A 14,165-nucleotide genomic window follows, 5' to 3' on the forward strand; every position below is an offset into this window, starting at 1 on the left:
CCGGCTAGGCGACGGCCCGTTCCGCGACAGCCTGCCCGACCTGCACATAGCCGTCTTCGCTGATCCGAGTCGGGTAAACCCGCACCGACACGCTCGGGTCATCCAGGCAACTGCCGTCATCGAAGGCAAACGCCTGCTTCTTCAGCGGGGAGATGACCGAAAGCCGGCCGCCGCGGTCACCGACGATCCCACGGGACATCACCCCTGCCCGGAAGAACGGGTCGATGTTGCAGACCGCGCGGACCGAGCCGTCGTCAAGCCGGAACAATGCCGCCTGCTCACCGTTGGCGAGCAAGACGCCCACGCCGAGTCCGGGAATCAGACTGTCGTAGCGGCAGGCGGTGGTCCAAGTGTCGATGTTGCTGGTGCTCATGATTCCTCCTTCGATGAGCGCACGACCGGGACGGGTAACGGGATCTTGCGGCCGTCGCGCACGGTGAACGCGACGGTGGGGTCTTCGGCGTCGGGGGCGTTGACGAACGAGACGAATCGCGACAGCTTCTCCGGGTCGTCCAGGACGCCCTTCCACTCGTCGGTGTAGTTGTCGACGTGGCGGGCCATCTCCGCTTCGAATTCCTCTGCCAGCCCGAGCGAGTCGTCGCAGACGACCTCGCGGACGTGGTCGAGTCCACCTTCCATCGTCTCGATCCAGGGCGCGGTGCGCTGCAACCGATCGGCGGTGCGGATGTAGAACATCAGGAACCGGTCGATGTAGCGAAATACGGTCTCGGTGTCGAGGTCACTGGCGAGCAGCTGGGCATGCTTGGGCGACATACCGCCGTTGCCGCCGACGTAGAGATTCCAACCGATCTCGGTCGCGATCACACCGACGTCTTTGGCGCGCGCCTCGGCGCACTCGCGCGCGCAGCCCGAGACGCCCATCTTGATCTTGTGCGGTGCGCGCAGTCCTCGGTAGCGCAGCTCCAGATCGATGGCCATCTTCACGGAGTCCTGCTGCCCGTAGCGGCACCAGTCGCTGCCCACACAGCTCTTCACTGTCCGCAACGACTTGCCATACGCCTGACCGGATTCCATGCCGGCATCCACCAGCTTGCGCCAGATCGCGGGCAGCTGATCCACCCGTGCACCGAACATGTCAATGCGCTGCCCGCCGGTGATCTTGGTGTAAAGGCCGAATTCCTGGGCGATCTGGCCGATCAGGATCAGATGCTCGGGCTTGATCTCGCCGCCGGGCACCCGCGGAACCACTGAGTAGCTGCCATTGCGCTGAATGTTGGCGAGGAAATGGTCGTTGGTGTCCTGCAGAGCCGCCTGCTCGCCCTCAAGGATGTGGTCGGATCCGGTGGACGCCAGGATGGAGGCGACGGTGGGCTTGCAGATGTCACAGCCGTGGCCCGTGCCAAACCGCTCCAGCAGCTCGGAGAAGGTGCGGATTCCGGTGACCTGGACGATCTCGAAGAGCTCCGCGCGCGACTGAGCGAAGTGTTCGCACAGCGCCTTGGACTGCTCGACGCCCTCGGCGACCAGCAACTCCTTGAGCAGCGGAATGCAGGATCCACACGAGGTTCCCGCCTTGGTGCAGTCCTTGAGGCTTTGCACGTCGTGGCAGCCGCCGGCGATGGCGTCGCACAGCTGGTCTTTGCTGACGTTGTTGCAGGAACAGATCTGCGCCGCCCCAGGCAGCGCACTGATCCCCAGTGCACTCTTGCTGTCGCCGGAGCCGGCCGGGGCAATCAGGTCCAAAGGGTCGCCAGGCAGCTCGGCGCCGACCATCGGACGCAGCACACCGTAGGAAGATGCGTCGCCGACCAGGATCCCGCCGAGCAGGGTCTTGGCGTCGTCGGAGAGCACCAGCTTGGCGTAGGTCCGCTTCACCGGATCGTTGATCACGACCGACAGTGAGTTCTCGGTCGCCCCCATCGCGTCGCCGAAGCTGGCCACGTCGACACCGAGCAGCTTGAGCTTGGTGGACATGTCCGCCTCGCCGAATTCGGCCACACCCTCGAGCAGGCGGTCGGCGACCACCTCGGCGCTGGTGTAGCCGGGCCCGACCAATCCGTAGCAGACACCCTCGATGGCCGCCACCTCGCCGATCGCGTACACGTCGGAATCGCTGGTCCGGCAGCACAGATCGGTCAACACGCCGCCACGCTCGGCGATCGTCAGGCCGGCCTCACGAGCCAGTTCGTCACGCGGGCGCACCCCCGCGGCGAAAATCACCAGTCCGGCCTCAATCGCGTTGCCGTCGGAGAGTTTTACCCGCAGGGTCGGTGAACCGTATTGGTGGGTCAGTTGCTCGATGGACTCGGTACCCACGCCGACGTGCACCGCGATGCCCAGGTCCGAGATCATCCGGCTCAGCAGGACACCGCCGGCGTCGTCGAGCTGTTGCGGCATCAGCCGCGGCGCCATCTCGACGATGTGCGGCTCGATCCCCGATGCACGCAGCGCGTTGGCGGCCTCCAGGCCCAGCAGCCCGCCACCGATCACCACTCCGGCTCGGGTGTTACCGGTTTCGAGCATGCACTCGATGTCGGCCCGGATTCCGTCCAGATCGTCCAGGGTCCGGTAGACGTGGCAGCCGGGCAGATCGTGGCCTGGCACCGGGGGGACGAACGCGCGCGAGCCGGTCGCCAGCACCAGGGTGTCGTAGCCGTAACGCTGTCCATCCACGGCGAGCACCGACTTGTCGGCCAGGTCGACCTTCTCAACCCGGGTGCTCAGCATCAGCCGCACTTGCTCGTCATCGGCGTAGTCATTGCCCGGCAGCGCCAGCCGGGACCGGTCCCACCCGTCGGTGTAGGAGGTCAACCCGACGCGGTCGTAGGCGGGATCGGACTCCTCGGCGAGCACCGTGACCCGCCAGCTTCCGCCGCCGGACCGGCTGCGCAGAGCCTCCACGAAGCGGTGCCCCACCATGCCATGGCCGACCACGACAAGGTCTTTCACGGCGCGCGGGGTTTCGATCGTGGTCATGAAAAAGAGGCTAGGAAGCCGATATTGCGGGAATATCGCCATACGTTACAAGCATGTGACGGTCTGCTCACGGGCCTGTGAGGCCCCTCACGCCCGCCCATTCTGAAGTGCTCGTTCACCCACGGCGAACACGGAACTTTAGCGCGGTTGACTCAAGTTCTATCCGGTGACGGACCGGTACCCGACCGGCACGCGCGCAACCACCACAAGGAGACAACCCATGAGCACCCTGACTCTGTGGCAGCGTCCATTCAAGGCCCATTCAAGCCACCCCTTCAGCCCCGCCTTCAACACCGACCGTTGGGTCCGCGACTTCTTCAGCCCGGCCACGGCCAGTGACTGGCAGGCGCCCGGCGCGACCGGATTCCGGCCGGCCGCTGAGATCACCAAGGACGGCGACGACGCGGTGGTCCGGTTGGAACTGCCGGGCATCGACGTCGACAAGGACGTGACGGTCGAACTCGACGGCGATCACCTGGTGGTGCGCGGCGAACGCCGCGACGAGCACGCCGAGACCGACGCCGACACCCACCGCACGCTGCGCGAGGTGCGCTACGGCGCATTCCGCCGCTCGTTCGCGGTCCCGACGCACGTCACCAGCGAAGCCGTGACGGCGACGTATGACGCCGGCGTACTGACGGTACGAGTAGCCGGCGCGTACGCGGGCACTCAACCGCAGTCCATCGCCATCACCAAGTAAGCCAGCCAGGCGCCGACCGGCCCGAAAACCCCTGCACACGCCCGTGTGTGGGGGTTTTCGGCATCCAAGACGTCATGCGCACAACGTGATCTGTCTCACGTTCCGTTCCTCATGTGACTAGCATCGGGTGAACGTACTGTGATCCGTACCACCCGAGGAGGTCTGGTGTCGAGCACTACCGAACTCGCCGAACTGCACACCCTGATTGGTGACCTGCGGCGTTGCGTGCTGGGGCTGAAGACCCGGTTTGGCGACATTCCCGGAATGCGCCGCATCGAACTCGATGCGGAGCGCATCCTCACCGACGTTCAGCTCCTCGAATCCGATGCCGGAGAGATGGACTTGGAGCGCTGGGCGGCCGAACGGTCGCACGAGAAGATCACCATCCCTGACACCGAATACGACAGCGAATTCTGGCGCGACGTCGACGACGAAGGCGTCGGCGGCCAAGGCAGGTACTGACCCACACCGGGTGCTGCTTGCGGCCAAGGGGCGCCCTCCGACGAACTGAGCCGAAGGGAACCCCACCAGAATGAGCGCACCCGCCGTGAACCGTCCCGGCGTCTTCTCGGCGACTCGCGCACGGATCGCGAACCGCACGCTGCGCACCGACCGGTGGTGGCTGTCGCCGCTGCGGGTGAACCTCGGACTGGACGCGTTCATCATCTACGCGACCATCCGGTCGTTCTGGGGCAGCGCCTACTGGGTTGACAAGTACCACTACCTGACGCCGTTCTACTCGCCGTGCATCAGCGCGTCATGCGTACCCGGCTCAAGCCACCTGGGCGTCTGGTTGCCGGAGTTCCCTCGGTGGATTCCCTTGGGGGCATTGGTATTGCCCTTCCTGCTGTGCTTCCGGCTCACCTGCTACTACTACCGGAAGGCCTACTACCGCGCCTTCTGGCAGTCGCCGACGGCCTGCGCGGTTCCCGAACCCCGCGCCCACTACACCGGCGAGACCCGCTTCCCGCTGATCCTGCAGAACAGCCACCGCTATTTCTTCTACGCCGCGTTCGCACTGGCCGCACTCAATACCTATGACGCGTTCGCCGCGCTGCACTCCGACGACGGGCCTGGTGGGTTCGGCTTCGGCGTGGGCAACATCGTGCTGTTCGCGAACGTGGCGATGCTCTGGGCCTATACCGGCGGCTGCCACTCTTGCCGGCACGTATTCGGCGGTCGCCTCAACCACTTCTCCAAACACCCGGTCCGCTACTGGTTCTGGACGAAGATCAGCTGGTTCAACGGCCGCCACCAGCAGTTCGCCTGGATCACCCTGGGCACGCTGGCATTCACCGACCTTTACGTTGCCCTGGTGTCCAGCGGCATCATCACCGATTTCCGGTTCGTCGGCTAAGTGCCACGATCACACGAAGGGTTAGCGAGAATTCATGGTTGAAGTCGAACGGCACTCCTACGACGTGGTCGTGATCGGTGCCGGGGGCGCTGGCCTGCGCGCGGTGATCGAAGCCCGCGAGCAGGGCCTGAGCGTTGCGGTGGTGTGTAAGTCGCTGTTCGGCAAGGCGCACACCGTGATGGCCGAGGGTGGTTGCGCCGCGTCAATGGGCAACGTCAACTCCAAGGACAACTGGCAGGTGCACTTCCGCGACACCATGCGCGGCGGGAAGTTCCTCAACAACTGGCGGATGGCCGAACTGCACGCCCGCGAAGCACCCGAGCGGGTCTGGGAGTTGGAGACCTATGGCGCGCTGTTCGACCGCACCCCCGACGGAAAGATCAATCAGCGCAATTTCGGCGGCCACACCTATCCGCGGTTGGCCCATGTCGGAGACCGCACCGGCCTGGAGTTGATCCGCACCATGCAGCAGAAAGTGGTCTCGCTGCAGCAGGACGACTACGCCGAGTTCGGTGACTACGAGGCCCGGATCAAGATCTTCCACGAGTGCACCATCACCGAACTGCTCAAAGACGAAGCAACCGGCGCTATTTCGGGCGCCTTCGGCTACTGGAGGGAAAGCGGCAACTTCGTGTTGTTCGAAGCGCCGGCAGTGGTGTTGGCCACCGGCGGCATCGGCAAGTCGTTCAAGGTGACGTCGAACTCCTGGGAGTACACCGGCGACGGCCACGCCCTGGCGCTGCGAGCCGGCGCGACGCTGATCAACATGGAGTTCGTCCAGTTCCACCCGACCGGGATGGTGTGGCCTCCCAGCGTCAAGGGGATCCTGGTCACCGAGGGCGTGCGCGGCGACGGCGGAGTGCTCAAGAACTCCGACGGCACCCGGTTCATGTTCGACTACATCCCGCCGGTGTTCAAGGGTCAGTACGCCGAGACCGAGCAAGAGGCCGATCAGTGGCTCAAGGACAACGACTCGGCCCGCCGCACCCCGGACCTGCTGCCGCGTGACGAGGTGGCCCGCGCCATCAACTCCGAAGTCAAGGCCGGACGCGGTTCGCCGCACGGCGGGGTGTTCCTCGACATCGCCTCTCGGCTGACGCCGGAGGAGATCAAGCGCCGACTGCCCTCGATGTACCACCAGTTCATGCAGCTCGCCGAGGTCGACATCACCAAGGACGCAATGGAAGTCGGCCCCACCTGCCACTACGTGATGGGGGGCATCGAAGTCGACCCGGACACCGGCGCGGCGGCAGTGCCCGGCCTCTTCGCCGCCGGCGAATGCTCCGGCGGCATGCACGGTTCCAACCGGCTGGGCGGCAACTCCCTCTCGGACCTGCTGGTGTTCGGCCGGCGAGCCGGTTTGGGCGCCGCACAGTACGTGCAGGGTCTGAGCACTCGCCCGGCGGTGACACCGGCGGCCCTGGAGGCCGCAGCCGAACTGGCGCTGGCGCCGTTCGCCACTCCGGCCGGTGGCCGCACGCCGGAGAACCCCTACACGCTGCACTCCGAGCTTCAGCAGTCGATGAACGACCTAGTGGGCATCATCCGCAACGCCGGTGAGCTGGAACAGGCGCTGACCCGGCTGGAGGAGTTCAAGGACCGGTTCGCCGCCGTGGCCGTCGAGGGCGGCCGGGAGTACAACCCGGGCTGGAACCTGGCCGTCGACCTGCGCAACATGCTGCTGGTCAGTGAGTGCGTGGCCAAGGCTGCGCTGCAGCGCACCGAGAGCCGCGGCGGCCACACCCGCGACGACCATCCGGGCATGGACTCGGGCTGGCGCAAGACCCTGCTGGTCTGCCGGGTCGCCGACGACAGTGCCGTACCCGACATCACCATCACCCGCGAACCGCAGCCGGGGATGCGCGAGGACCTGCTGGAGCTGTTCGAGATCTCCGAACTGGAGAAGTACTACACCGACCAAGAGCTGGCGCAACATCCGGGACGGAGAGCGTAATGACACACAACGCCCACCTGCGAGTCTGGCGCGGTGACGTTGATGGCGGTGGACTTCAGGATTTCGAGGTCGAGGTCAACGAGGGCGAGGTGGTGCTCGATGTCATCCACCGCCTGCAGGCCACCCAGACCCCGGATCTGGCGGTGCGCTGGAACTGCAAGGCCGGCAAGTGCGGATCGTGTTCGGCGGAGATCAACGGACTCCCGCGACTGCTGTGCATGACGCGGATGTCGACGTTCGCCCCGGATGAGACGATCACCGTGACCCCGGTGCGGACCTTCCCAGTGATTCGCGACCTGGTCACCGATGTCTCGTTCAACTACCAAAAAGCCCGGGAAATGCCGGCTTTCAAGCCCCCGGCTGATCTCAAGCCCGGCGAGTACCGGATGCAACAGGTGGATGTGGAGCGCTCCCAGGAGTTCCGCAAGTGCATCGAGTGCTTCCTGTGCCAGAACGTCTGCCACGTCATCCGGGACCACGAGGAGAACAAGCCACGGTTCTCCGGGCCGCGGATGTTCATCCGGCTCGCAGAGTTGGACATGCACCCGCTGGACGCCGCCGACCGGCGTGACTTCGCCCAGGACGACGCCGGCCTCGGACTGTGCAACATCACCAAGTGCTGCACCGAGGTCTGCCCAGAGCACATCACGATCACCGATAACGCGATCATCCCGATGAAGGAACGGGTGGTCGGGAACCGCTATGACCCGGTGGTCTGGCTCGGCCGAAAGATCTTTCGTCGCAAGGCGGACTGACGCTAGGTCCCCAAGAACGTCATCGGGTCGTGTAACACCCGGGTGCCGTCGTGCAGGCCGTCCAGGGTGGCCATATCAGCCTCGGACAGCTCGAACTCGAACACGTCGAGATTCGCCGCAACCCGCTCTGGATTCCCGGACCGTGAGATCACCGCGTTGCCGCACTGCAGATTCCATCGGATCAAGATCTGTGCCGCCGTGCGCCCGTGGGCGCTCGCCAGTGCTGTCACCGCGGGGTCATCGAGCAACCGTCCCACGCCCAGCGGGCTGTAGGACTGGGTGACGATTTCGCGGTTGGCGTTGACGTCGCGGAGTTCGGCCTGGTTGAGCCGCGGATGCAGTTCGATCTGGTTGATCGCCGGGGTCACGCCGGTCTCGTCGATCACCTCGGTCAGGTGTTCCTCGGTGAAGTTGCAGACCCCGACCGACTGCACCAGGCCGGCGTCGCGGGCCTCGATCATCGCTTCGAAGCTCTCCACGTATTTGCCCAGCTGCGGTGCCGGCCAATGAATCAAATACATGTCGAGGTAGTCCAGTCCGAGCTGTTCCAGGCTGCGCTGGCAGGCCTGCTTAGCAGCGGAGTAGCCCTGGCTGGACGTGCCCAACTTGGTGCTGACGAACAGCTCGGAACGCGGAACACCGGAGGCCTCGATCGCCCGCCCCACGATTGCTTCGTTTCCGTAGGACGCGGCGGTGTCGATGAGCCGGCACCCGCTTTCCAGGGCTGCCAGCACCGATGCCTCGGTCTGCTCGTCGGACAATTTGGCGACTCCCAGACCCAACACGGGCATTGGCACCTCATCGTTGAGGGCCACCTGGGGAATCGACATTGAAGTATCTGCGGCGGATTCCAACTCGAATGAAAGCGTCATCTTTTAGACCTACACACTCCGTTACGTTGCCATCACTAGTTACGTGTCGATCAGCTGGGAAACCAGCTGCTAATAGCCAGTTTTCACCTAGCTGGCGATTGCCGCGTCGATGCGACCGCAGAGGATTCAGAGCTTCTGCACGTCCCGTTCTACCGATGCCGTCGAATGGTGGTCAACAAGTGATAGGCAATAAATCGGCCGCGAAGTGAACCCGCTCACAATGCTCCGCGGGTCAGCTATTGGGCAATAGCGGGCCAGCCACCTTCACGCTGCAGCATTGCGATCAAGGCATCCGCGATACCCGGCGCCGCCGCAACACATACGTCGCCGCTGTCGATCTCCGGGCCAGGCAGCACCACGCGTGCGCCGGCCTCGACCGCGATCAGTGCTCCGGCGGCATAGTCCCACGGCTTGATCCCATGCTCGTAGTACGCGTCCAGCCGCCCGGCAGCCACCATGCACAGGTCCAGCGCGGCCGATCCGATCCGGCGTACATCGCGCACTTCCGGTAGCAGCCGGGCAAGCAACGCCGCCTGGGCGGCCCGGCGCCGGGGCGAATAGCCGAACCCGGTGCCCAGCAGCGCCAGGGCCAGCTCGCTGACATCGGTGCAGCGCAGACCAGCGGTTCCCTGTTGGTCGGTCACTCGGGCGCCCAACCCGGCACCGGCTGAATAGATCCGGTTGCCCACTACGTCGGCAACCGCGCCGGCCACCGAGACCCCGCCGATCTGCGCTGCCACCGAAACCGCGTAGGCCGGGACGTCGTACATGAAGTTCACCGTGCCGTCGATCGGGTCAACCACCCAGGTGACGACACCCGGTTCAACACTGGAGACGTCGCCGGACCCTCCACCTTCCTCGCCCAGCACCGCATCACCGGGCCGCAGCCGGCTCAGTCGATCTCGGATGAAGCTCTCGGTCTCGGTGTCGACCACGGTCACCGGATCGGTCGGACTGCTTTTCGTCTGGACCAGGCCGGAGGACGACTCGACCTTTTCGGCGCCGAACACCTCGGCGCGTCGACGCCGGGCGAAGGCGGCGGCTTCGGCCACCAGCGTCTCGGCGGTGGTCCTCAACTGCATGGGGTCGCTACGCAGGGGCGCCATCTGCCCATAGCAGCACACCGGCGGGGGTTATCGCACCCCCGGCACGCTCACTGCGGCCCGGGCCTCAGCCTCCGAGGCGGCGAAAACTGCTGCGGTGGAACACGATCGGCGCGATCTGCGGATCGACGGTCAATTCGCAGACCCGCAGCACCACGATGGTGTGGTCTCCGGCGGGCACCAGCTGCTCGATCGAGCTGCCCAGCCATACGCCGGTGCCCTTGATGAACACCGCGCCGTCGTTGGTCACCGTCTCCAGCCCAGCGAACCGATCACCGGTCTTGGCAGCCAGGGTGCGCGCCGCCACGTCGTGCGCCTCGCCGAGCACGCTGATGCCCAGCCGGGGCGAGTCCTTGAGCTTTGGCCACGTCGTCGAGGTGTTCTGCACGCAGAAGGACACCAACGGCGGCTCTAGCGAGACCGGCACGAAGGTGCTGGCCGCCAAGCCGACCCGAACACCATCGATCTCGGCTGCCACCGCCACCACTCCGGACGGGAAATGCCCGAAAGCCTCCCGTAGCGACGACGGGGTCAACGGGGTCAAGTTGCTCGCGGAACTCACGTGGGGATTCACCGGGGACTCATTCGCATCGACTGGTCTGGTCGCCCAGAACCCTACCCGCCGCCCCCCACCTCGGCAGATCAGCCGCCAACGACCGCATTTCGAGCCCGACACCAACCGGTTGGTTACCCGTTTAAAGGACGTAGCTCACATCAGCTTGCACTATGGCTACTGGCGAGTATATTTCAGGTTACGTTACTGGTGGGTAACTTAAGCCTGAGTACCCAACCACAGGTGGCATTCCATGAGGAGGAAGTAGTGAGCCACTACAAGAGCAATGTCCGTGACCAGGTGTTCAACCTGTTCGAGGTGCTGGGCCTGGACCGCGTCTTCGGCGAAGGCGACTACGCCGACCTGGACGTCGACACCGCTCAAGAAATGCTTTCCGAGATGGTCCGCCTTGCCGAGGGCCCGATCGCGGAGTCCTTCGTCGATGGCGACCGCAACCCGCCGGTGTTCGACCCGGCCACCCACTCGGTGACGCTGCCCGAGTCCTTCAAGAAGTCCGTGCGCGCCAATCTGGAGGGCGGCTGGGACCGGGTCGGGGTCATTGAGGAGCTGGGCGGCGTACCGATGCCCAAGGTTCTGATGTGGTCGCTCCAGGAGCACATCCTGGGCGCCAACCCGGCGGTGTGGATGTACGGCGGCGGTGCCGGCTTCGCCAACATCTTCTACAACATCGCCACCGAAGAGCAGAAGAAGTGGGCCATCCTCGCCGCCGAGCGTGGTTGGGGTTCGACCATGGTGCTGACCGAGCCGGACGCCGGCTCGGACGTGGGCGCCGGTCGCACCAAGGCCGTCCAGCAAGAGGACGGCTCCTGGCACATCGACGGCGTCAAGCGGTTCATCACCTCGGCTGACTCCGACGACCTGTTCGAGAACATCTTCCACCTGGTGCTGGCCCGCCCCGAGGGCGCCAAGCCGGGCACCAAAGGCCTGTCGCTGTTCTTCGTGCCGAAGTTCCTGTTCGACTTCGAGACCGGTGAGCTCGGTGAGCGCAACGGCGCGTTCGTCACCAATGTCGAGCACAAGATGGGCCTGAAGGTTTCGGCCACCTGTGAGCTGACCTTCGGCCAGCACGGGGTGCCGGCCAAGGGTTGGCTGGTCGGCGACGTGCACAACGGCATCGCGCAGATGTTCGAGGTCATCGAGCAGGCCCGGATGATGGTGGGCACCAAGGCCATCGCCACGCTGTCCACCGGCTACCTCAACGCGCTCGAGTACGCCAAGGAGCGGGTGCAGGGGGCCGACCTGACCCAGATGACCGACAAGTCTGCACCACGGGTCACCATCACCCACCACCCGGACGTCCGTCGATCCCTGATGACCCAGAAGGCCTACGCCGAGGGCCTGCGGGCGCTGTACATGTACACCGCCACCTTCCAGGACGCCGCGGTCGCCAAGACGCTGCACGGCGTGGACGCCGACCTGGCCGTCCGGATCAACGACCTGATGCTGCCCATCGTCAAGGGTGTCGGCTCCGAGCAGGCCTACGCCAAGCTCACCGAGAGCCTGCAGACCCTGGGCGGCTCGGGCTTCCTGCAGGACTACCCGATCGAGCAGTACATCCGGGACGCCAAGATCGACTCGCTCTACGAAGGCACCACCGCGATTCAGGCGCAGGACTTCTTCTTCCGCAAGATCATCCGCGACAAGGGCGCCGCGCTGGGCCATGTCGCGGGCGAGATCGAGGCGTTCATCAAGAACGAGACCGGCAACGGACGGCTGAAGGCCGAGCGGGAACTGCTGGCCACCGCGCTGGCCGACGTGCAGGGCATGGCGGCGACGCTGACCGGCTACCTGATGGCCGCGCAGGAGGACATCTCCAGCATCTACAAGGTCGGCCTGGGTTCGGTGCGCTTCCTGATGAGCGTCGGCGACCTGATGATCGGCTGGCTGCTGGCCCGCCAGGCCGCGGTGGCGGTGGAGAAGCTCGACACTGGCGCCGAGGGTGCCGACCGCTCCTTCTACGAGGGCAAGATCGCGGTGGCGTCGTTCTTCACCAAGAACTTCCTGCCGCTGTTGACCAGCACTCGCTCGGTGATCGAGAACATCGACAACGACATCATGGAGCTCGACGAAGCGGCGTTCTAAACGCCAAGCACAGACTGCGCAGGCCCCCGGGGAGACCCCTTGGGGGCCTGCTGCATGAGAGCGGATGCTTCACCGCGGGCTACCCCGACGCGCGACAGGCTGGCCGTAACATATCGGCACGATCCGAGGACGCAAGGCGGTCGCCAGCAAGAGCTGCGCGGCGGGGGCCCGAGGTCGGTGGCCGCCGACAATGCCGACCTTCAGGGCCGTTCCGGCGGGTCTTGCTGCCAGTTGCTTGGCAGCAAGGGCTCGGTCGGGCTATCACCGAAGCTACTGCGGTCAAGGATGTTTAAGCCGCTCGCCCTGACCTGACCTGTTCGCTCGGTCTTGTTTTCTGCGAAACCTCCGGCGGCACCGACCCGCCCCGCGCCCTGAATTGCTGCCGTGATCGGTGCCTCGCACACTGGCTCGCGGGTGCCCACCGACTCCTCGTCACTGTCCATCGTCATGAATGCGTTCGCGTGATGATTCAGTTCGCCGCCTCGCCGCCGCCGCGATCTGCGACGTCGAACTGCCGAAACCGCTGCCGACGCACAGGCATCAACACCCGATGGCGGCGCCTTGGCCACAGTCCGGTCAGTCAGAGTGGGACCGAAGCCCTCGTCCGGCGGGTGGAATCCAATCACCGCATAGGGCGCCGAAATGGGCGCAGCCGGCGCGCCCGGAGCTCCAGTCGTGGCTCCCGATGGCGCCGCCGACCCCGCGGTTCCGACTCCAGTACCGGCACCCGAGATCGTCGACACTGAACCGGCGGCAAGCTGCGGCGCACCACCCGGCCTATTGTCGGCAACCGCGGCACCTCCGGAGTCCGGAACTTCAGCAGCGGCGGGAGCCGTTTGCAGCGCGGCCAGACCCGCCAGCCCAGCCAGACCCAGGGTCGTGGTGAGCAGGAATGGCGAGGCGAGGATCATGCCGTAGATCGCGCCCCAGAACGGGTACCCCCAGATGTTGTAACTGACATAGAAGAGCAGTGGCCCCCAGGTGCTCAGGGCCAAAACGGGATTGGCGACAAAATCGGTGAAGAACGGTTGCAGGAAGCCAATCGGATCCTTGATCAGATCGATGGTCTCCTGGCCGTTCTCGGCCCACCCGAAGATGAACTGTAGGAGCTGGTCGAAGGTGGATGTGGACTCAGCCGACGCAGCCAGCATGGCGGGAGCAGCGATACTTTGGGGAACCGAGGCCAGCGCGGTGTCCGCTACCGCCTGATAGCCGGCCATCGCGGTGGCCGCCTGTGCCCACATCCGAACGTAGTCAGCTTCGTTGGACGCTATCGGAATGGTGTTGATCCCAAGAAAGTTCGTGCTGACTAGGACGCCGTGGGCAATGCGGTTGGAAGCCAGTTCGGCCAACGTCGGCATGGTGGCCAAGGCCGTGGAGTATGCGGCAGCTGCTGTCTCATGTTGCACCGCGACTACTGCACTGCGGTCGCTCTGCTGGTCAAGCCAGGCTAGATATCCGACATGTGCTGCGGCATACCGGTCGGCACCGGTCCCCTCCCACTGGGCCTTGACTTGGCCCAGCAGCGCAGCGAGCTCGGTGGCGGCAGTGCCGTAGTGAACAGATAGATCGCTCCAACTGGCCGCCGCGGCCAACAGGCCCCCCGGCCCCGGCCCGGTGGACAGCAACGTCGAATGCACCTCCGGTGGCACTGCCATCCACATCGGTTCCGTCATGCGCGCGTCCCGGCTTCGACAACCCGGTCGACCACGACTCGGGCAGCGCCGGCCAGTGTCAGCGTTGAGGCACGAGCCTGTGGTGGTATTGGTGACGACGTTGTCATTGCCATTTCGCGAGCCCTTCTGGTTCCTGATGGTGGCGCGACGCCGAA

At 65.3% G+C, this 14,165-nt stretch carries 12 protein-coding genes; 6 read left to right on the top strand and 6 right to left on the bottom strand.

The genetic code is table 11. From position 1 onward, the window contains the following. Positions 1-4: 4 nt before the first annotated feature. Both nirD and nirB read right to left on the bottom strand, forming a co-directional pair. On the bottom strand, positions 5-376 hold the full coding sequence (gene nirD, locus NM962_07375; protein UVO14596.1) for a nitrite reductase small subunit NirD: 372 nt from the start codon (positions 374-376) through the stop codon (positions 5-7). Continuing rightward, positions 370-2,937 (bottom strand): nitrite reductase large subunit NirB, encoded by a 2,568-nt coding sequence (gene nirB / locus NM962_07380; GenBank protein ID UVO13880.1) that lies wholly within the window; start codon positions 2,935-2,937, stop codon positions 370-372. The genes nirD and nirB overlap by 7 nt, the downstream gene beginning before the upstream one ends. A gap of 220 nt (positions 2,938-3,157) precedes the next feature. On the opposite strand from nirB, the gene NM962_07385 reads away from it, so the two are divergent. From NM962_07385 to NM962_07405, 5 genes are all read left to right on the top strand, one after another. Further along, positions 3,158-3,637: an Hsp20/alpha crystallin family protein gene (locus tag NM962_07385; GenBank protein UVO13881.1), complete on the top strand. Its 480-nt coding sequence runs from the start codon at positions 3,158-3,160 to the stop codon at positions 3,635-3,637. A gap of 165 nt (positions 3,638-3,802) precedes the next feature. Next, positions 3,803-4,099 (top strand): hypothetical protein, encoded by a 297-nt coding sequence (locus NM962_07390; GenBank protein UVO13882.1) that lies wholly within the window; start codon positions 3,803-3,805, stop codon positions 4,097-4,099. Positions 4,100-4,169: 70 nt separating this feature from the next. Then, positions 4,170-4,994, top strand: a complete 825-nt coding sequence (locus NM962_07395; protein UVO13883.1) for a hypothetical protein — start codon at positions 4,170-4,172, stop codon at positions 4,992-4,994. Between the two features lie 34 nt (positions 4,995-5,028). Beyond that, complete coding sequence (locus NM962_07400) at positions 5,029-6,948, top strand: fumarate reductase/succinate dehydrogenase flavoprotein subunit (protein ID UVO13884.1); 1,920 nt, start codon at positions 5,029-5,031, stop codon at positions 6,946-6,948. Then, a complete protein-coding gene (locus NM962_07405; protein UVO13885.1) occupies positions 6,948-7,703 on the top strand; it encodes a succinate dehydrogenase/fumarate reductase iron-sulfur subunit in 756 nt (251 codons plus the stop codon). The genes NM962_07400 and NM962_07405 overlap by 1 nt, the downstream gene beginning before the upstream one ends. Before the next feature lie 2 nt (positions 7,704-7,705). On the opposite strand, the gene NM962_07410 is transcribed toward NM962_07405, so the two are convergent. The 3 genes from NM962_07410 to NM962_07420 all read right to left on the bottom strand — a co-directional run bounded on the left by NM962_07410 (position 7,706) and on the right by NM962_07420 (position 10,240). Continuing rightward, positions 7,706-8,575, bottom strand: coding sequence for an aldo/keto reductase (locus NM962_07410; protein UVO13886.1), 870 nt, complete (start codon positions 8,573-8,575; stop codon positions 7,706-7,708). 236 nt (positions 8,576-8,811) lie between these two features. After that, positions 8,812-9,681, bottom strand: coding sequence for an inositol monophosphatase (locus NM962_07415; GenBank protein UVO13887.1), 870 nt, complete (start codon positions 9,679-9,681; stop codon positions 8,812-8,814). Positions 9,682-9,745: 64 nt separating this feature from the next. Further along, complete coding sequence (locus NM962_07420; GenBank protein UVO14597.1) at positions 9,746-10,240, bottom strand: flavin reductase family protein; 495 nt, start codon at positions 10,238-10,240, stop codon at positions 9,746-9,748. 258 nt (positions 10,241-10,498) lie between these two features. Here NM962_07420 and NM962_07425 point away from each other — a divergent pair, with 258 nt between their 5' ends. Next, positions 10,499-12,334 carry an acyl-CoA dehydrogenase gene (locus NM962_07425; GenBank protein UVO13888.1) on the top strand — a complete coding sequence of 612 codons (1,836 nt, stop codon included), beginning with the start codon at positions 10,499-10,501 and terminating at the stop codon, positions 12,332-12,334. 200 nt (positions 12,335-12,534) lie between these two features. Here NM962_07425 and NM962_07430 read toward each other — a convergent pair whose 3' ends face one another. Continuing rightward, positions 12,535-14,010 (bottom strand): PPE family protein, encoded by a 1,476-nt coding sequence (locus NM962_07430; GenBank protein ID UVO13889.1) that lies wholly within the window; start codon positions 14,008-14,010, stop codon positions 12,535-12,537. Between the last annotated feature and the right edge of the window lie 155 nt (positions 14,011-14,165).

The organism is Mycobacterium sp. SVM_VP21 (genome assembly GCA_024758765.1).
In the GTDB taxonomy this organism is placed as follows: domain Bacteria; phylum Actinomycetota; class Actinomycetes; order Mycobacteriales; family Mycobacteriaceae; genus Mycobacterium; species Mycobacterium heraklionense_C.